The sequence below is a fragment of the Streptomyces sp. NBC_00080 genome (genome assembly GCF_045041255.1).
Taxonomy (GTDB): Bacteria; Actinomycetota; Actinomycetes; order Streptomycetales; family Streptomycetaceae; genus Streptomyces; species Streptomyces coriariae.
Map to the genome: position 1 here is coordinate 7,281,912 of NZ_CP108235.1, position 19,347 is coordinate 7,301,258.

Below are 19,347 nucleotides of genomic sequence, written 5' to 3' on the forward strand. Positions count from 1 at the left end.
GGACTCACAGCTTGCCGCCCCGGCCGCCCTCGCGCCGCGCGGGCGCGATGAGCGTGGAGAGATACGGCAGCGGCTCGCCGTCCAGCTCCCCGGCGGGCCGGATGGACTCCTCGGCCAGACCGAGCGCCGACCCCCACACGGCGTCCCCGATCCGCCCGGTCTCCCGCAGCGCCTCGGCGACCTCGGCGGCCTGCCGTCCGAACTTGTAGGCCACGACGGTCCCCGGCCCGGCGAGCGCGTCCTTCAGCACGGCCGAACCCGCGGTCACCGGCACCAGCGTCAACGGCTCGGTGCCCTCGGTCAGCACGGCACCCGACCGCGCCGCGAGATCCTGCATGGCGGTGATCCCCGGGACGGTCTCGATCACCACGCCCGGCACCGACTCCACGATGGTCTGCGCGAGATAGGTGAAGGTGGAGTACACGTTGGGATCGCCGATGGTGGCGAAGGCGACGCTGCCGTGCTGCCGCAGCAACGCGGCGACCCGCTCCCCGGCGGCGTCCCAGGCCGCCTCCCGCCGCGCCCGGTCGGTCCGCTCGTTGAGCGCGAAGACGACCCGGACGATCTTCTCCGCCGGCGCGTAGTGCAGCACGGTGGCCTCGGCCCGCCCGCGCTCCCCGCTGTCCATCACGGGCACGACGACGATCTCGGCGGCCCGCAGCGCGTTGACGCCCTTGACGGTCACCAGCTCCGGATCCCCGGGACCCACCCCGACTCCGACCAGCTTGCTGCTCATGACGTCCGGCACCTCTCCACGAACCGACGGGCCACACCGGGCTCGGACGCCCAGTGCGTGTGCAGATAGCTCGCGTGCACACCGCGCTCCACAAAACCCTCGACCCGCCGCGGGGCCAGCACTCCCCAGGCGGGAGCCGCCCCCGAGCCGGGCTCGACGACGGTCCGATGGAACTCGTGTCCGCGCATCCGCGTCCCGGCCACGGCCAGCACACTGTCGCTCACGGCCACGGCGTCCCGGTACCCGAGCGTGAGCCGCTCGCTCATCCGCGCGCCGGCGTCGAGCACCCCGCACATGGGCTGCCCGTCCAACTCCCGGCACAGGTACAGCAGCCCGGCACACTCGGCGGCGACCGGAGCTCCGGCCTCCACGAGCGCGCGGACCTCCTTGCGCAGCGCCTCGTTCCCGGACAGCTCGGCGGCGTACACCTCGGGAAACCCACCCCCGACGACCAGCCCGCGGGTCCCTTCCGGCAGCCCCTCGTCCCGCAGCGGATCGAAGACGACGACCTCGGCGCCGGCAGCGCTGAGCAACTCCGCATGCTCGGCGTAGGAGAAGGTGAACGCAGCCCCACCGGCAACGGCAACCCGCACTTTCCCTTTCAGCCCGTCTGGAGGTCCCCCCGCTGGGACGGGAAGGGACGGCGGGGGCGAGGAAGCCAGCGCCTCGGCCGCATCCCAGGCCGCACCCGGCAGGACGCCCGCACCACGCGCCAGCGCGACCAACGCCTCGACATCGCACCCCTGCGCAACCTGCGCGGCCATGGCCGCGACGGCCTCCACCGCGGCAGCCCGCCGCTCGGCGACCGGCACCAACCCCAGATGCCGGGACGGCGTATCCACCTGAGCCACCCGCCGCAGCACACCCAGCACCGGCACCCCGGCCGCGTCGAGCGCCTCCCGCAACAACTCCTCGTGCCGATCGGACGCGACCTTGTTCAAGATCACGCCCCCGATCCGCACCTCCGGATCCCAGGAAGCGAACCCGTGCACGAGCGCGGCCACGGACCGTGACTGCGACGAGGCGTCGACCACGAGCACGACCGGCGCCCGCAGCAGCTTCGCCACCTGGGCGGTGGACGCCAGCTCACCCTCCCCGGCGGCCCCGTCGAACATCCCCATGACCCCTTCGACCACGGCGATGTCACACCCGCGGGCACCGTGCGCGAACAGCGGCCCGACCAGCTCGGGACCGCACAGATACGCGTCGAGGTTGCGTCCCGTCCGCCCGGTCGCGAGCGAGTGGTACCCGGGGTCGATGTAGTCCGGCCCGACCTTGTGCGGGGACACGGCGAGCCCCCGCGCGGTGAGCGCGGCCATCAACCCGGTGGCGACGGTGGTCTTGCCGGAGCCCGAGGAGGGCGCGGCGACGACCAGCCGGGGGACGGAGGACGGGGAGGTCAGCACGGCGTCACCACTCGATACCCCGCTGCCCCTTCTGGCCCGCGTCCATCGGATGCTTGACCTTGGACATGTCGGTGACGAGGTCGGCGACGTCGACGAGCTTCTCCGGCGCGTTCCGCCCGGTGATCACGACATGCTGGGTACCGGGCCGGTCCCGCAGCACGGAGACGACCTCGTCCGTGTCGACCCAGCCCCAGTGCATCGGGTACGCGAACTCGTCGAGCACGTACAGCTTGTACGTCTCGGCGGCGAGATCCCGCTTGACCTGCTCCCAGCCCTCGCGGGCCTTCTCCTCGTTGTCCATCTGCGAATCCCGCTGGACCCAGGACCACCCCTCGCCCATCTTGTGCCAGTCGACGCTCCCGCCCTCGCCGGAGGCGCCCAGCACGCGCAGCGCGTTCTCCTCGCCGACCTTCCACTTCGCCGACTTGACGAACTGGAACACCCCGATCGGCCACCCCTGGTTCCAGGCCCGCAGCGCGAGACCGAAGGCCGCGGTGGACTTGCCCTTGCCGACTCCCGTGTGCACGACGACCAGCGGCCGGTTGCGTCGCTGACGTGTGGTCAGCCCGTCGTCCGGCACCACACTCGGCTGTCCCTGAGGCATTACGCGGCCCTCCTCGAAGTCCCCTGCACGTCCCTGACCAGCCCCGCGATGGAGTCGGCCCGCAGCTCGTCCAGCGTCACGGCGCTGCCCCCCAGCTCGCCCGCGAGCTGCCCCGCGAGCCCCAGCCGCACGGGCCCCGACTCGCAGTCGACGACCACAGACGCGATCGACTCGGCGGCGAACAACCGTGCCGCCCGCCCGGCGAGGGCGACCGGCTCCGGGCCACCGGTGGCCCGTCCGTCCGTCACCACGACGACCAGCGCCCGCCGCGCCGGATCCCGCAGCCGCTCGACCCGCAGCACGTCGTGCGCCTTGAGCAGCCCGGCGGCGAGCGGCGTCCGCCCGCCGGTGGGCAGCGACTCCAGCCGCACGGCGGCGGCGTCCACCGACGAGGTGGGCGGCAGCGCGAGGTCCGCGGCCGTCCCCCGGAAGCTGACGAGCCCCACCTTGTCGCGCCGCTGATAGGCGTCGAGCAGCAGCGACAGCACGGCACCCTTCACCGCGCTCATCCGCTGCCGGGCCGCCATCGACCCGGACGCGTCCACGACGAACAGCACGAGGTTGCCCTCACGCCCCTCCCGGGTCGCCTGCCGCAGATCGTCCCGGCGTACGACGAGCCCGCGCCCTGACCGCCCCCGCTGCCGCTGATGCGGGGCGGCGGCCATCACCGTGGCGGCCAGGTGCAGCTTGGTCAGCGTCCCGCGGGGCCGCCGCGCACCCGTCGTGCGCCCGTGCTCGGTGCGCGCCCGTGAGCGCCGTCCGGCCGCGCCCTCACCGATCCCGGGCACGCTCAACACCTTCGTACGGAACGGCTCGGCGGCCCGTACGGCGGACTGCTCCCCGGCACCGGAACCGGCGGGCCGCGACTCCCCGCCCTCGCCGCTCTCCGCGCCCGCCGGGCTGTCGTCCGTCTCGGGAGGGGCGGCGGTGTCGTCGCCCTGCGGGCCGTCACCGTCGGACCGCGGCGGCTCCCCGCCGTCCCCGCCGTCCCCGCCGCCGGGCCCGTCGGGGTCGGGGTCGGGGTCCTCGTCGTCCGGGCCGGCGAACTCCTCCAGTGTGTCGTCGAGTTTGTCCTCGTCGAGCCCCGGGGCGTCGAAGGGGTTCCGGCGCCGGCGGTGCGGCAGCGCCAGCAGCGCCGCCTGCCGTACGTCCTCCGCGAGCACGTCCGTGCGCCCGGCCCAGGCGGCCAGCGCCGTGGCCGTCCGCGCCATCACGATGTCGGCACGCATGCCGTCCACCTCGAAGGCGGCGCAGGTCGCCGCGATCTGCCGCAGCGCCCCGTCGCCCAGCCGCACCGAGGGCAACAGCTTGCGCGCCGCCACGATCCGCCCGCGTACGGCGCTCTCCTCGTCCGCCCACCGCTCGGCGAAACCGGCCGGATCGTCGTCGTACGCGAGCCTGCGCCGGACGACCTCCACCCGCTGGTCGGGCTCGCGCGAGGCGGCCACCTCCACCGTCAGCCCGAACCGGTCGAGCAACTGCGGCCGCAGCTCGCCCTCCTCGGGGTTCATCGTCCCGACCAGCAGGAACCGCGCGGCGTGGCGCACGGAGACACCCTCGCGCTCCACGTACGAGGCACCCATCGCGGCCGCGTCGAGCAGCAGGTCGACCAGGTGGTCGTGCAGGAGGTTGACCTCGTCGACGTACAGGATCCCGCGGTGCGCGTCCGCGAGGAGCCCCGGCTCGAAGGCCTTGACGCCCTCGGCGAGCGCCCGCTCGATGTCGAGGGCGCCGACCAGCCGGTCCTCGGAGGCGCCGACGGGCAGTTCGACCATCCGGGCCGGCCGGGTCTCGAAGGCCCCCGGCTCGTGCGGCCCGTCCGGGCAGGCGGGGTCGGGGGAGTCCGGGTCGCAGGAGAACCGGCATCCGGAGACCACGTCCAGGGCGGGCATGAGCGCCGCGAGGGCGCGGACGGCCGTGGACTTGGCGGTGCCCTTCTCACCACGGACCAGCACCCCGCCCACCGCCGGCGAGACGGCGTTCAGCAGCAGCGCGAGCCGCAGGTCGTCCTGGCCGACGACGGCCGTGAACGGGAAAGGAGTACTCACTTCTCGTCGCCCTCCAAGTCGCCTTCCAGCTCCAGATAGGTGGCGCGCAGCCGCTCGATCGTGTCGGCGTCCGGCTCGGCCCACAGTCCGCGGTCGGCGGCTTCCAGGAGCCGCTCGGTGATGCCCCGCAGGGCCCACGGGTTGGACTTCTTCATGAAGTCCCGGTTCTCCGCGTCGAAGACGTACTCGGCGCTGAGCTTCTCGTACATCCAGTCGTCGACGACTCCTGCGGTGGCGTCGTAGCCGAAGAGGTAGTCGACGGTCGCCGCCATCTCGAAGGCGCCCTTGTAGCCGTGCCGCCGCATGGCCGCCATCCAGCGCGGGTTGACCACCCGGGCCCGGAACACGCGGTGCGTCTCCTCGCCGAGCGTTCGCGTCCTCACCTGGTCCGGTGTCGCGGAATCGCCCACGTACGCCTCGGGGTTGGCACCTGTCAGGTGCCGCACCATGGCGACCATGCCGCCGTGGTACTGGAAGTAGTCGTCGGCGTCGACGAGGTCGTGCTCGCGCGTGTCCACGTTCTTGGCCGCGACGGCGATCCGCTTGAACGCCGTCTCCATGTCCCCGCGCGCCGCCCGCCCGTCGAGCCCGCGACCGTAGGCGTACCCGCCCCAGACCGCGTACACCTCGGCGAGATCCGCGTCCGAGCGCCAGTTGCGGGCGTCGATCAGCGGCAGCAGCCCCGCCCCGTAGGCCCCCGGCTTGGAGCCGAAGATACGGGCCGTCGCACGGCGCCGGTCGCCGTGCGCGGCGGCGTCCTCGTCCACATGGGCGCGCACGAAGTTGGACTCGGCGGGCTCGGCCAGCTCGGCCACCGCCCGCACCGCGTCGTCGATCAGCCCCACCACGTGCGGGAACGCGTCCCGGAAGAACCCGGAGATGCGGACCGTCACGTCGATGCGCGGCCGGCCCAGCTCGGCCAGGGGCACGACCTCGAAGCCCGTCACCCGGCGCGAGGCGTCGTCCCACACCGGACGGCAGCCGAGCAGCGCCAGGATCTCGGCGATGTCGTCGCCCTGTGTGCGCATCGCGGAGGTGCCCCAGACCGTCAGGCCGACGGACTTCGGGTAGTCGCCCGTGTCCTGGAGGTACCGCTGCACGAGGGAGTCCGCGAGGGACTGCCCGACCTCCCAACTCAGCCTGGAAGGAATGGCCTTGGGGTCGACCGAGTAGAAGTTCCGGCCGGTCGGCAGCACGTTGACCAGTCCCCGCGTCGGAGAGCCCGACGGACCGGCCGGGACGTAACCGCCGTCCAGCGCCTTGAGGATGTGCCCGACCTCGTCGGTGGTCCGTTCCAGCCGCGGTACGACCTCCGTGCACGCGAACTCCAGCACCGCGACGGCGTCCGGGAGTTCGGTGCCCAGGACCTCGGCGACCAGCGCCCGGCTCCCGGCGACGGCCCAACCGCGCTCCTCCGCGCCCTCCGCGATCCGCCGGCACAGCTGCTCCAGCAGGTCGATGGCGTCGGCGCCGGTACGGGAGGGGCCCTCGACGAGATCCGTCAGCTCGACCGGCACCTTCACCGGCGCACCCGGCTCGGCGAGCAACTCCTTCTCGACCAGCCCGAAATGGACGGCCAGCGCGGCCCGCAGCCCCGGCAGCGCGTTCGCCCGACCGCCCCACACCTGCGAGGCGCGCAGCACGGCCAGCACGAGGTTCACCCGCGCCTCGCCGACCGGCCCGCCACCGAGGATGTGCAGCCCGTCCCTGATCTGCACGTCCTTGATCTCGCACAGATAGCCGTCGATGTGCATGACGAATTCGTCGAACGCGTCGTCGTCCGGCTGGTCGTCGACGTGCAGGTCGTGGTGCAGCTCGGCCGCCTTCACCAGCGTCCAGATCTGCGCGCGCACGGCCGGAGCCTTCGTCGGATCCAGATCGGAGACGAGGGCGTACTCGTCGAGGAGCTGCTCCAGCTTGGCCAGGTCGCCGTAGGTGTCGGCGCGTGCCATGGGCGGCACGAGATGGTCGACGACGGTGGCGTGCCCGCGCCGCTTGGCCTGGGTGCCCTCGCCGGGGTCGTTGACGATGAACGGGTAGACGAGCGGCAGATCACCGAGGACGGCGTCCGGGGCACAGCCCCCGCTCAGCCCGAGGCCCTTGCCCGGCAGCCACTCCATCGTGCCGTGCTTGCCCATGTGCACGACGGCGTCGGCGCCGAAACTGTTCTCCAGCCACCGGTAGGCCGCCATGTAGTGGTGCGACGGCGGCATGTCGGGGTCGTGGTAGATCGCGATCGGGTTCTCGCCGAAGCCCCGCGGCGGCTGGATCATCACGACGACGTTCCCGAACTGCAGGGAGGCCAGCACGATGTCGTCCCCGTCGACGTACAGCGAACCCGGCGGCTCGCCCCACGCCTCCAGCATGCCGTCGCGCAAGCGCGGGTCGAGCTTGTCGAACCAGGACCGGTAGTCGGCCAGCGGGACCCGGGCGGGCGCGGCGGCCAGCTGCTCCTCGGTGAGCCATTCGACGTCGTGGCCACCGGCGTTGATGAGCCGGTGGATCAGCTCGTCGCCGTTGTCCGGATGCCCCTGGACCCCGTACCCGGCGTCCCGCAGCGCGTCCAGGACCCTGATGGCCGAGGCGGGGGTGTCGAGGCCGACCGCGTTGCCGACCCGCGAGTGCTTGGTCGGGTAGGCGGTGAAGACGAGCGCGAGCTTCTTCTCGCCGTTCGGCTTGTGCCGGAGCCGGGCGTGCCGGACGGCGATCCCGGCGACGCGTGCGGCCCGCTCGGGGTCGGCGATGTACACCGGCACGTCGTCCGGGCCCTGCTCCTTGAAGGAGAAGGGGACGGTGATGATCCGTCCGTCGAACTCCGGGATGGCGACCTGCATCGCCGCGTCCATGGGGGAGAGCGCGGCGTCGGACTCCTCCCAGGCGCTCTTCGACGAGGTGAGGCACAGCCCCTGCAGCACGGGGACGTCGAGGTCGGCGAGCGCGCCGATGTCCCAGGCCTCCTCGTCCCCGCCCGCCGAGGCCTGCGAGGCGTGCGCGCCGCCGGCGGCGAGCACCGTGGCGACGAGGGTGTCGGCCCGCCCGAGGATCTCGTACAGCCCCGGGTCCGCCCCGCGCAGCGAACCGCAGTACACGGGAAGGGCGTTGGCGCCGTGTGCCTCGACGGCGTCGCACAGCGTGTCCACGAAGGCGGTGTTGCCGCTGAGTTCGTGCGCCCGGTAGAAGAGGACCCCGATGGTCGGCCGGCCCTCGACGAAGGCACGCTCGCCGTGGACGCCGTACTCGGGCATCTTCTGCGGCTCGACGAATCCCTCACCGGTCAGCAGCACGGTGTCGGAGAGGAACCGGGCCAGCTCGGTCAGGTTGGCCGGCCCGCCCTCGACGAGATACCGCAGCGCCTCCGCCACCACGCCGGCGGGCACCGACGACTCGGCCATCAACTCCGCGTCGGGCACGGTCTCGCCGCCCAGCAGCACGGTCGGCACGCCGGACGCCTTGAGCGCGGCGAGCCCGTCCTCCCAGGCCCGCTTGCCGCCGAGCAGCCGGACGACCGCGAGGTCGGCGCCGTCCAGGAGCGCGGGGAGTTCCCCGGCGACGTCCACCCGGGTCGGGTTGCCGATCCGGTACGAGGCGCCGGAAGCGGCCCGGGCCGCCAGCAGATCCGTGTCGGCGGTCGACAACAACAACACTGTGCTCATGCGGGCGCTCCCGGTGGAATGAAAGGCAGTCCTTGCGGCGCGCCCGACTCGATGAGCCGCCAGAGCGCGTCGGTGTCCGCGTGCTGTTCGATCAGGTCGCCGAGCCGGTCGAGCTGCTCCTCGCGCAGCCCGGCGAACGAGGTGTCGGCGGCGGGCACGAAACGACGGCCCGCGGCGGCCGCCACCTCGCGCAGGAAGGCCCGCCGGAATCCGTCCGACTCCAGCGAGCCGTGCCAGTGCGTGCCCCAGGTCTGTCCGACCCGGCAGCCGTCCAGGCCGTGTCCGCGGTCGTCGGTGAGGAACGCCTCGCCCCCCTGGACGTCGGCGACCCCGTGATGGATCTCGTACCCCTCGACCCGCTCGCCGAGGGCTTGCCCCACCGGCCGGGTGAGGGTCTTCTCACGGGCGAACCGCACCCGGACCGGGAGGACTCCGAGGCCCGCCACCTGTCCGAGCCGGCTCTCGACCTCGTCCTCGATGTGCTCGCCGAGGAGCTGGAAGCCACCGCAGATGCCGAGGACGGGCCGCTGCTCGGCGACCCTGCGCAGGATCGCCTCGGCCAGCCCCCGCTCCCGGAGCCACTCCAGGGCGCGGACGGTGCCCCGGGTCCCCGGAATCACCACCAGGTCGGCGTCGGCCAGTTCCTCGGGCCGGTCCACGAACCGCACGACGACGCCGGGTTCGGCGGCCAGCGCGTCCACGTCCGTGAAGTTGGACATGAGCGGGACGGCGCAGACGGCGATGCGCAGCACGTCCTCGCCGACGGGCGGGGCGGTGTTCGACTCCCGTACGGTCCCGCGCAGCGAGACCCTCCCCCGCTCTCGGCTCCGCTCGGGCGGGGGGACCCCCATCCCGTCCTCCTCGTCGATCCCGAGCCCGTGGCGGAACGGCAGCACGCCGTACGTCCGCCGCCCGGTGAGCCCGTGCAGCATCTCCAGGCCCGGCTCCAGCAGGGAGACGTCCCCCCGGAACTTGTTGACCAGGAACCCGGCGACCAGCTCCTGGTCCTCGGGCGAGAGCAGGGCGACGGTGCCGAAGAAGGAGGCGAAGACGCCCCCGCGGTCGATGTCGCCGACGACGAGCACGGGCAGCCGCGCGCCCCGCGCGATCCCCATGTTCACGATGTCGGTCCGCCGCAGATTGATCTCGGCCGGACTGCCCGCCCCCTCACAGATCACCGCGTCATACGTGCCCCGCAACTCGGCGAGGCAGTCGAGAACGGTTCCGAGGAGTTTCTGCTGCCGCCCCCCGTGATACCCACGGGCGGTCATCTCGCCCACCGGCTTGCCGAGGAGCACGACCTGACTGCTCTGCTCACCGCCCGGCTTGAGCAGCACGGGGTTCATCAGCGCGGTCGGCTCCACCCGGCAGGCCTGGGCCTGCATGGCCTGGGCCCGCCCGATCTCGGCCCCCTCCGTCGTCACGAACGAGTTGAGGGACATGTTCTGCGCCTTGAAGGGTGCGACCTTCACCCCCTGCCGCACCAGCCACCGGCAGATCCCGGCCGTGACGACGCTCTTGCCGGCGTCGGAGGTGGTGCCGGCGACGAGGAGACCCCCGCTCATGTCGTACGCCCCTTCAGCTGGTTCCTCTGGTTCCTCTGGCTGCGCCGGCTGCTCGCGACGATGTTCGTGGCGACGACGCGCGCGGCGACGGTGACGCCGAGCGCGAGCAGACCGACGCGGCGGGAGAGCCGCGCGGCACGTTCGATGTCCCGGGCGACGACGGGCCGCCCGGCCGCGCCGTTCAGCACGGGCCGGTGCTCCACCCGCCCGGCGTACGACAGGGTCCCGCCCAGCCGCACGCCGAGGGCGCCCGCGAAGGATGCCTCCACCGGCCCGGCGTTGGGGCTCGGATGCCGGCGGGCGTCGGCCCGCCAGGCGCGCACGGCGCCCCGCGGATCGTCCCCCGCGAGGGCGGCGAGCACGGCGGTCAGCCGGGCTCCCGGCCATCCGGCGACGTCGTCGAGACGGGCGGCGGCCCAGCCGTAGCGCAGATACCTCGGCGACCGGTGACCGACCATGGCGTCCAGGGTGTTGACGGCCCGGAACCCGACCAGGCCCGGCACCCCGCCCACGGCCCCCCACACCAGCGCCCCCACGACGGCGTCGGAGGTGTTCTCGGCGACGGACTCCACGACCGCCCGGGCGATCCCGTCGGCGTCCAGGGCCTGCGGATCCCGACCGCACAGATGCGGCAGCCGCTCCCGGGCGGCCTCGACGTCCCCCGCTTCGAGCGCCCGGCCGATGGCCCGGGCCTCCCGGACGAGTGAACTGCCCCCCACCACGGCCCAGGTGGCGGCGGAGACGAGAGCGACGGTGGCGCCGGGGGAGCGGCGTACGGCCCGCTCGGCGACGGCGCCCAGGGCCACGACCCCGCCGGCGCACACGACGGCGTGCAGGGCTCCGCTTCCCCGGTGGTCCCGCCACAACAGCCGCTCGACGGCACCGGCGGCCCGCCCGAACGCGGCGACGGGATGCCCTCGGCGGGGATCGCCGAGCAGCAGGTCGCCCAGAAGGCCGGTGGCGGCGCCGTACGCGTAGAGGCGATCGGCACGCATCGGCTCAGCCGGCCGTGGGGTCGGGCAGCGACCTGGTGCTGTACCTCAACGGCCGAGCGAGCATGGCGATATGTCCTCACTCAGGGTGTCCACGCCCTGGTTCGACGAGACCGGCGGCGAGAGTTCCTGGCTCCCGGGGGTTTCTACCCCGGTCACAGTGGCGGGACCGCGCCGGATTCACACCGGCTTCCTCTTCTGCTGCCGTACATGGCTCGGGCAGTCCACCACGGCCCGCGAGAGCCGTCAACTTGCCTTTGACCTGCGCGGCTCGAGTGTGCAGAACCCCACACAGGGCGGGTCGGCGGGGCCGCGAACGGCAAGAGGTGCGGGACGGTGATCCGTCCCGCACCCCAGGGGTGTTCGGATGGTGCGTCAGGCGACGATCAGTGAGATCCCGTACGCCACCGCCGCCGCGCAGGCCGCGAAGCACGCGTACGCGCCGGTCACCGCGAGGGTGGCCGAGCCGCCCTGCGCCGACGCGCGTTCCTGCCGCGACAGGCCCATGACGCCGAGGGTGAACAGGGCGACGAGGCCGACGGTGACCACGAGGCTGACGCCGAAGACAGAGCCCAGGGCTGCCCAGTCGATCTTCATGCTGCTTCTCTTCCTTCGTGCCGGGTGCGCGGGCTCAGACGGCCGCGGCCGGGGGAGCGGCGGGGGTCGCGGGCTCTGCCGCCGGGCCGGGGATCGTGGCCGTCAGGTCCGTGAGGTCCTCGGCCAGGGTGCCCGTGGGCGGCGGGGTGACGGCGGCGATCGCCGTCGTGACGACGCCCGCGGGCTCGTCGGGCTCGTTGACGTTCGAGGCGTCGACGACCTCGCGCCGGGAGACCTTCCAGATGGCCGCGCTGGAGGCGATCAGGAAGACCGCGACGAGGGCCGTGCCCCAGTCGCCCAGGCCGGTGACGGACTCGGCGAGCGCGCCCACCAGGGCCGCGGCCGGGAGGGTCAGGCCCCACGCGACGAACATCCGGGTCGCCGTCGACCAGCGGACCACACCGCCCTTGCGGCCCAGCCCGGCGCCCATCACCGCACCGGAGACCGAGTGCGTGGTGGAGAGGGAGAAGCCGAGGTGCGAGGAGGCCAGGATGACCGTGGCCGCGCTGGTCTGGGCGGCGAAGCCCTGCTGCGGCTGGAGGTCGGTCAGGCCCTTGCCCATGGTGCGGATGATGCGCCAGCCGCCGAGGTAGGTGCCGAGCGCGATGGCCAGACCGGCGGAGAGGATGACCCAGGTGGGCGGGTCGGAGTCGGGGGCCACGGCACCGCCGGCCACCAGGGCCAGGGTGATGATGCCCATCGTCTTCTGCGCGTCGTTGGTGCCGTGGGCGAGGGACACCAGGCCGGCCGAGGCGATCTGGCCCGCGCGGTAGCCCTTGGCCGCCGCCTTGCCGTCGGCCTTCTTGCCGAGGGTGTAGGAGAGGCGGGTCGCGAGCATCGCCGCGACGCCCGCGACGATGGGTGCCGCGATCGCCGGGATCAGCACCTTGGTGACCAGGGCGTCACCGTGCACCGCGCCCATACCGGCCGAGGCGATGGTGGCGCCGATCAGACCGCCCATCAGGGCGTGCGAGGAACTGGAGGGCAGGCCCACCAGCCAGGTCAGGAGGTTCCAGAGGATCGCGCCGACCAGGGCGGCGAAGATGACCTCGGGACGGATGCCGGTCTCGTCGACGAGACCCTTGGAGATCGTGTTGGCGACCTCCACCGAGAGGAAAGCTCCCACAAGGTTGAGCGCGGCGGACATGGCCACCGCAACCTTGGGCTTGAGTGCACCGGTCGAGATGGTGGTGGCCATCGCGTTGGCGGTGTCGTGGAAACCGTTCGTGAAATCGAACGCGAGTGCGGTAACGACCACAATCGCGAGGATCAGCGAGAAGTTTTCCATTTACCCAGGCAATCGTTCGAAGTCATTGGCGCGTTGACCGTAAGCAATCTGGGTGAACGGAAGATGAACTGAGAAGGGCATCCGGGTGTCTGTGCAAGGGGGGTGTGGCGGTCTTCCGTCGCCGCGCCGGGGCCGGGGTCAAGCGCCGTACGGTCACCCGTCTTTGGCGGGCCCGCGCAACCGGCTCCCGGAGCCGCAGAAGAGATTCTGGTCACCCGGCGGCTGCCGCTGTCGGCGTACTGTCAGAAGTGCCGTCGGAAGGGCCGTCCGAAGGTACCTGTCGGCGGTCCGGCCGCCGGTGTCCCGGCGTCGGACGCCCCGTGACGGGCGACCCACGGGGCGTGATCCGCATGACCGTCCGGGCCTCGGCCGGGCACGTGGCATCGGCGCCCCGTCGCAGGGGTGGCACCCGACGTCGACCACGGGCGGCGGGGCCCGGCCGTCGACGCTCCGGCCGCCGCCATTGTGTACGAAATACGCGGCCTGCTCCCTGCCCGAGCACTTGTCCGGTCCGGCGAAGCGGTACGCGCCGCGGAACGGCCCGGCGGCGGCCCCCGGTGCCTCCTGGCAGGATCGCCGCATGGCTGAGCAGCGACCCGAGCAGGGGGACGCCCGGGGTCACCGGGACGGCGCACAGAACGTGGCGGAGCGGCGGGGGAGACATGCGGTCCTGGAGGAGGCGCGGGCCTGGGAGGCGCTCGTGACGGCGGCCCGCCGTACCGTGACCGACGGGCTGGTCGTCGGCACCTCCGGCAACGTCTCCGTACGCGTCGGCGACACCGTGCTGGTCACCCCGTCGGGCGTGCCCTACGAGCGGCTCACCCCGGACGACGTCACGGGCGTCGACCTGGCCGGCCGGCAGGTGCTCGGCACCCTGCGCCCGACGAGTGAGCTGCCCATGCACCTCGCCGTCTACCGCACCACGGACGCCGGGGCGGTCGTCCACACCCACGCCGTGCACGCGACCGCCGTCTCCACCCTGGTCACCGAGCTTCCCCGCGTCCACTACATGGCGGGCGCGCTCGGCGGAACCGTCCGGGTCGCCCCCTATGCGACCTACGGCACCGAGGAGTTGGCCGAGAACATGCTCCGCGCCCTCGTCGGCCGGAGCGGCTGCCTCTTGCGGAACCACGGCACCCTCACCCACGGAACCACCCTCGACCAGGCCTACGACCGTACGGCCCAACTGGAGTGGATGTGCCGCCTGTGGCTGACGGCCTCGTCCGTGCCCGGCCTGAACCCCACGCTCCTGACGGAGGAACAGGTCGCGGAGGCGGGCGAGCGACTGCGCGGGTACGGGCAGCCGGAGTGACCGGCCGTCCCCCGACGAGCTCCACCACTGGCCGGGAGGAAGGCGGGCCAGGACACTGGACGGGTGCGCACTGTCAAAGCGACGGCCGCCGCCGTCACCACAGCCCTGGCCGCCGCCGCCGTCAGTGTCGCCGCCGGCCGGCTGGCCAGCGACGCCGCGCTGAAGGCGCCGCCCGGCCGGCCCCTGCCCACCGAACCCCGGCTCACCGTGCACGGCACGGCCGCCGGCCGGATCACCCTCACCCGTGACCTGGCCGCACTGCGACCCGGCACCTACGGCCTCTCCGGCAACGGCTCCCACGCCGTCGTGGGCCCCGTCCTGCCCACCGCCCCGCACTCCGCCGACACCGTCGTGCGCCGCCTGGAGCGGGTCACCCACGGCACCCTGAGTGCCGGCGACGCGGTCTGGCTCACCCCCAACCTGTATGTCGGCAACCCCGGCAGCGCCCTCGGTCTCGACCACGCCGACATCGACATCCCCGGCGAGCTGGGCAACCTGCCCGCCTGGTTCGTGCCCGGCGCGCGCCGCACCTGGGTGATCGCCGTGCACGGCCTGGGCACCACCCGGGAACACGCCCTCAACCTCATGGGTTTCCTGCACCGCCGCCGCTTCCCCGTCCTCGCCCTCGCCCATCGCGGCGACCTCGGCGCGCCCCGCTCCCCGGACGGCCTGAACCACCTCGGCGAGACCGAGTGGCGCGACCTGGACGCGGCGATGCGGTACGCCGTGCGCTACGGCGCCGAACGCGTCGTCCTGTTCGGCTGGTCCACCGGCGCGACCATGGCCCTGCGGGCCGCCGCCGACTCGGGGCTGCGCGATCTCGTCTCCGGGCTGGTGCTGGACTCCCCGGTCCTGGACTGGCGGGCGACGGTGCGCGCCCTGGCCGCCGCCCGGCACACCCCGGGCGCGCTGCTCCCGCTCGCCGTCCGTGCCGCCGAGGGCCGCACCGGTCTGCACGCCGGGCCCGGCGGCCACGGTGACGCGGCCGCAGATCCGGACCGGCTGAGGGTCCCGACCCTCGTCCTGCACGGCCCCGACGACACCGTCGCCCCCTGGGGCGCCTCCCGCCGTCTCGCCCGCCTCCGCCCCGAGCTGGTCTCCCTGCACACCGTCCCGCACGCCCCGCACGGCGCCATGTGGAACCCCGACCCCACGGCCTACGAGGAGGCCCTGCGCCGCTTCCTGACCCCGCTCATGTGACCCGCCGACGCGACGCGCACGGACGCGCCCCGACCACACGGCCGGACCGGTGCCACCGGTTCCGTTTAAGCCCGTACCACTGGCCTGAAGGCGCCTCTCCGCCCGTCACGGAACCCCGTGCCTTGGCCAGTCCCGTAGCCCGCCGTGACATTCCGTTTGGGTTTTCGGACCGTCAACCGGAAGACTGCACCCGTGACGTCCCGTATCCCGCGCGACTCCAGGCTTCGACTCGTCCGCCCGCGACCCCTGGCCGCCGCCCCCTCAGCTGTGAACGAGCGGCGCCCGCGCCGCCCCGCACCCCGCCCGCCGGAGGGCACCCCGGCCTCCGCGGAGCTGGCCAGAATGGCGCGCTCCGGACTGGCCGCCGCGGCCCGTGTCGCCCGCTGGGCCGACAACGCCCTCGGCCCCGGCCGAGACGCCGCCACGACCGACGGCAAGGCCACCCTCTCCGACGCGACCGCCGAACGGGCCGCCAGTGATCTGGGCCTGACCACGGACCGGATCCGCGCCGACTGGGACACCGCCCGGCTCGCCGGCCTCGTCGAGGTGCACGGCGACAGCGCCCGCCCCGGCTGGCGGCTGCGCGCCTGGAACCGCGACGACAGCGCCGTCCTGCGCGGCTGGGTCGCCCTGTTCGACGCCTGGTCGCTCGCCTCCCCGGAACCCGGGGACCAGGAGCCCGCCGCCGTCGCCGAGGTCGTCTCGGCCATGCCCCAGGTGCTCTCCTTCCTCCAACTCTCCGCCGGGCCCGTCCCCGTGGAGCAGCTCCTGGACCTGCTGCGCCAGCGGGTCACCGAACTGCGCACCGAGCGCTGCGAGGTGCCCTACGGCGCCGGCTCGGAACCCGCGATCCCCATCGCCCCGGTCCTCTCCGTCGACGCCGACCCGGCGGAGCCCGCCCAGGACGCCGAACTCGCCCCCCTCCTCGACTGGGCCCTGCGCGCCCTCGCCGCCGTGGGCGCCCTCACCTACGGCGCGGGACAGGCCACGCTGACGCCGTTGGGCAGCTGGGCGGTCTGGGTCAAGCTGGAGCAGATCTGCGTCGCCGCGCAGAGCCCCGCCGGCAACATCGAGCAGTCCGCCGAGGCCATGCTCCGCGGCTGCGCCCAGCTGCGCCCCAACGCGGCCCGCGCCGAGTACCGCGCCTGGCTCGCCGCCCGGACCGTCGGCAGCGCCGTCGCCGAGCTGCTGTTCGCCGCCCGGGGCGACGACGCCCTGCTGCGCGGTCTCGCCTTCGAGGCGCTGCGCGTCGTCGGCGCCCCCGCCGAGCCCGATGTCCGCGCGGTCGTCGACGAACCCGCTCTGCGGCCGTACGCGCTGCTGTGGCTCGCCGAGCACGACGGCGTCGACCCGGAGGACGCCCACGAGGTGCTCACCCGGCAGGAGGCCACCTGGCTGTGGGTCGACACCGCCGCGGCCGTCGCCGACCACGGGGAGGCGCCGATGCTCGTACGTCACCTGGAGTCCGCGCTCCAGCCGACCGTGCCCGCCCTGCTGACCGAGGTGCGCGCCGTCGGACATCCGCGCACCGTGCAGGTGCTGGTGGCGCTCGCCGCCGCGCACCCCGACCCGGCGCTGGCCAAGGCCGTCCGCCGAGCCGCCTTCCAGGTGCACACCGGAGGCAGCTGAACGAGTTCGGCGCGGGCTCCGGCGGGGCTCTCAGCCCTGTATCTCGGGCGCGTAGGTGCCGAAGCTCCAGAGGTTGCCCTCCAGATCGCGGGCCATGTAGTCCCGGGAGCCGTAGTCCTGGTCCGTCGGGGGCATCAGGATCTCCGTGCCGTGCTCCGCGGCCCGCCGGTGGTGTGCGTCGACGTCGTCCACCACGACGTACACCCCGGTCGGACCCGCGTCCTTCATCGCCGTGTCGAAGACCCCGCCGCGGCCCTTCGAGCCGAGCATCACCGCGCCGTTGCCCTGCACCAGCTCGGCGTGCACGACCGAGCCGTCCTCGCCCTCGTAGACGGACAGCTCCGCGAACCCCAGCGCCTCCGTGAGCTGCCGGATCGCCGCCTTCGCGTCGGTGTACAGCACCGTCGGATAGATGCTCGGGCGCCCGCTGTTCGTGCCTGCCATGCCGATCACTCCCTTGTGATCCATGCCGGATTCGTCATCCGCCGCCCAGTCTGGCACCCACCACCGACAACGCCCCCGGGAGGAGGATCCGGCGGGAGCGCGGAAAGATCGAACACCTGAACGCAGAAAAAGTGCTTGCACGGTCCCGTTAGACTGGCCCCCATGGCCATTCTCCTCGCGCATTAGACGGCGGGAACGTCCTCGGCCGTCCATCCTGCCAACGACCCCCGCTCTGGAGTCTGTCCGTGATCTCCGCCTCCGGCATCGAGCTGCGCGCCGGTGCCCGCATCCTCATCGAGAACGCCTCCTTCCGTGTGGCCAAGGGTGACCGCATCGGTCTGGTCGGGCGCAACGGCGCCGGCAAGACCACGCTGACCAAGGTCCTGGCCGGCGAGGGCATCCCGGCCGCCGGTCAGGTCACGCGCTCCGGCGAGGTCGGCTACCTCCCGCAGGACCCCCGCACCGGCGACCTCGACGTGCTGGCCCGCGACCGCATCCTCTCCGCGCGCGGACTGGACATCCTGATCCGCAAGATGCGCGAGAACGAACAGCGGATCGCGAACGGCTCGGGCGCCACCCGCGACAAGGCGATGCGCCAGTACGAGCGCCAGGAGACGGAGTTCCTCACGAAGGGCGGATACTCCGCCGAGGCCGAGGCCGCCACCATCGCCGCCGCGCTCAACCTGCCCGACCGGGTGCTCGGCCAGCCCCTGCACACCCTCTCCGGCGGTCAGCGGCGCCGGGTCGAGCTTGCCCGCATCCTGTTCTCGGACGCGGACACCCTGCTCCTCGACGAGCCGACGAACCACCTCGACGCCGACTCGATCGTCTGGCTGCGCGACTACCTCAAGACCTACCGCGGCGGCTTCATCGTCATCAGCCACGACGTCGACCTCGTCGAGACGGTCGTCAACAAGGTCTTCTACCTGGACGCCAACCGCTCCCAGATCGACGTCTACAACATGGGCTGGCGCCTCTACCAGCAGCAGCGCGAGTCCGACGAGAAGCGCCGCAAGCGGGAGCGCCAGAACGCCGAGAAGAAGGCCGCCGCGCTGCATTCGCAGGCCGACAAGATGCGCGCCAAGGCCACCAAGACGGTCGCCGCGCAGAACATGGCCCGCCGCGCCGACAAGCTGCTCTCCGGCCTGGAGGCGGTCCGTCAGTCCGACAAGGTCGCCAAGCTCCGCTTCCCCGAGCCCGCGCCCTGCGGCAAGACGCCCCTGATGGCCGAGGGCCTGTCGAAGTCCTACGGCTCGCTGGAGATCTTCACCGACGTCGACCTGGCCATCGACAAGGGCTCCCGGGTCGTCATCCTCGGCCTGAACGGCGCGGGCAAGACGACTCTGCTGCGTCTGCTCGGCGGGGCGGAGAAGCCCGACACCGGCGAGGTCGTCGCGGGCCACGGCCTCAAGCTCGGCTACTACGCCCAGGAGCACGAGACGCTCGACCCGGAGCGTACGGTCCTGGAGAACATGCGCTCCGCCGCCCCCGACCTGGATCTGGTCGAGGTGCGCAAGACGCTCGGCTCGTTCCTGTTCTCCGGCGACGATGTCGACAAGCCCGCCGGCGTGCTCTCCGGCGGCGAGAAGACCCGGCTGGCCCTCGCCACCCTCGTGGTCTCCTCGGCCAACGTGCTGCTGCTCGACGAGCCCACCAACAACCTCGACCCGGCCAGCCGCGAGGAGATCCTCGGCGCCCTGCGTACCTACAAGGGCGCGGTCGTCCTCGTCACCCACGACGAGGGCGCCGTGGAGGCGCTCCAGCCCGAGCGGATCATCCTGCTGCCCGACGGCGTCGAGGACCTGTGGGGTGCCGACTACGCGGATCTGGTCGCGCTGGCCTGACCGCACGCGGGCTCCACGCCGTGATCCAG

The 19,347-nt window shown here is 73.2% G+C and carries 14 protein-coding genes and 1 riboswitch; of the genes, 4 read left to right on the plus strand and 10 right to left on the minus strand.

Features of this window, described 5'->3' with window-relative positions; all coding sequences use genetic code 11:
* Positions 1 to 4 precede the first annotated feature (4 nt).
* The 9 genes from cobI to OHU34_RS32500 form a co-directional block, all read right to left on the minus strand.
* Positions 5 to 736: a precorrin-2 C(20)-methyltransferase gene (cobI, locus tag OHU34_RS32460; protein ID WP_037735802.1), complete on the minus strand. Its 732-nt coding sequence runs from the start codon at positions 734 to 736 to the stop codon at positions 5 to 7.
* A complete protein-coding gene (locus OHU34_RS32465) occupies positions 733 to 2,142 on the minus strand; it encodes a cobyrinate a,c-diamide synthase (RefSeq protein WP_405769688.1) in 1,410 nt (469 codons plus the stop codon). Before OHU34_RS32465 ends, cobI begins: the two co-directional genes overlap by 4 nt.
* A 4-nt stretch (positions 2,143 to 2,146) precedes the next feature.
* Positions 2,147 to 2,746 (minus strand): cob(I)yrinic acid a,c-diamide adenosyltransferase, encoded by a 600-nt coding sequence (cobO, locus tag OHU34_RS32470; RefSeq protein WP_028806950.1) that lies wholly within the window; start codon positions 2,744 to 2,746, stop codon positions 2,147 to 2,149.
* Complete coding sequence (locus OHU34_RS32475; protein ID WP_405769689.1) at positions 2,746 to 4,794, minus strand: putative cobaltochelatase; 2,049 nt, start codon at positions 4,792 to 4,794, stop codon at positions 2,746 to 2,748. The genes cobO and OHU34_RS32475 overlap by 1 nt, the downstream gene beginning before the upstream one ends.
* A complete protein-coding gene (gene cobN, locus OHU34_RS32480; protein ID WP_405769691.1) occupies positions 4,791 to 8,447 on the minus strand; it encodes a cobaltochelatase subunit CobN in 3,657 nt (1,218 codons plus the stop codon). Before cobN ends, OHU34_RS32475 begins: the two co-directional genes overlap by 4 nt.
* The gene (locus tag OHU34_RS32485) at positions 8,444 to 10,012 is read right to left on the minus strand and encodes a cobyric acid synthase (protein WP_230196295.1); all 1,569 of its coding nucleotides are present in this window, start codon (positions 10,010 to 10,012) and stop codon (positions 8,444 to 8,446) included. The genes cobN and OHU34_RS32485 overlap by 4 nt, the downstream gene beginning before the upstream one ends.
* Entirely contained in the window at positions 10,009 to 11,007 is a 999-nt protein-coding gene (locus OHU34_RS32490) for a cobalamin biosynthesis protein (protein ID WP_405769694.1), read from the minus strand. The genes OHU34_RS32485 and OHU34_RS32490 overlap by 4 nt, the downstream gene beginning before the upstream one ends.
* A gap of 99 nt (positions 11,008 to 11,106) precedes the next feature.
* A riboswitch (cobalamin riboswitch) is annotated at positions 11,107 to 11,249 on the minus strand.
* A 130-nt stretch (positions 11,250 to 11,379) separates the two neighbouring features.
* Positions 11,380 to 11,601 carry a hypothetical protein gene (locus OHU34_RS32495; protein ID WP_020130440.1) on the minus strand — a complete coding sequence of 74 codons (222 nt, stop codon included), beginning with the start codon at positions 11,599 to 11,601 and terminating at the stop codon, positions 11,380 to 11,382.
* 34 nt (positions 11,602 to 11,635) lie between these two features.
* Positions 11,636 to 12,889, minus strand: coding sequence for an inorganic phosphate transporter (locus tag OHU34_RS32500; RefSeq protein ID WP_054239237.1), 1,254 nt, complete (start codon positions 12,887 to 12,889; stop codon positions 11,636 to 11,638).
* Between the two features lie 580 nt (positions 12,890 to 13,469).
* Here OHU34_RS32500 and OHU34_RS32505 point away from each other — a divergent pair.
* From OHU34_RS32505 to OHU34_RS32515, 3 genes are all read left to right on the plus strand, one after another.
* Positions 13,470 to 14,201 (plus strand): class II aldolase/adducin family protein, encoded by a 732-nt coding sequence (locus OHU34_RS32505; protein ID WP_142269664.1) that lies wholly within the window; start codon positions 13,470 to 13,472, stop codon positions 14,199 to 14,201.
* 63 nt (positions 14,202 to 14,264) lie between these two features.
* The gene (locus tag OHU34_RS32510) at positions 14,265 to 15,401 is read left to right on the plus strand and encodes an alpha/beta hydrolase (protein WP_142269663.1); all 1,137 of its coding nucleotides are present in this window, start codon (positions 14,265 to 14,267) and stop codon (positions 15,399 to 15,401) included.
* Between the two features lie 192 nt (positions 15,402 to 15,593).
* Positions 15,594 to 17,030 (plus strand): hypothetical protein, encoded by a 1,437-nt coding sequence (locus OHU34_RS32515; protein WP_200840060.1) that lies wholly within the window; start codon positions 15,594 to 15,596, stop codon positions 17,028 to 17,030.
* Positions 17,031 to 17,060: 30 nt separating this feature from the next.
* On the opposite strand, the gene OHU34_RS32520 is transcribed toward OHU34_RS32515, so the two are convergent.
* Entirely contained in the window at positions 17,061 to 17,474 is a 414-nt protein-coding gene (locus OHU34_RS32520) for a VOC family protein (protein ID WP_054239290.1), read from the minus strand.
* A 245-nt stretch (positions 17,475 to 17,719) separates the two neighbouring features.
* Between OHU34_RS32520 and OHU34_RS32525 the strand changes: the two genes are divergently transcribed.
* Complete coding sequence (locus tag OHU34_RS32525; RefSeq protein ID WP_142269662.1) at positions 17,720 to 19,318, plus strand: ABC-F family ATP-binding cassette domain-containing protein; 1,599 nt, start codon at positions 17,720 to 17,722, stop codon at positions 19,316 to 19,318.
* Positions 19,319 to 19,347 lie beyond the last annotated feature (29 nt).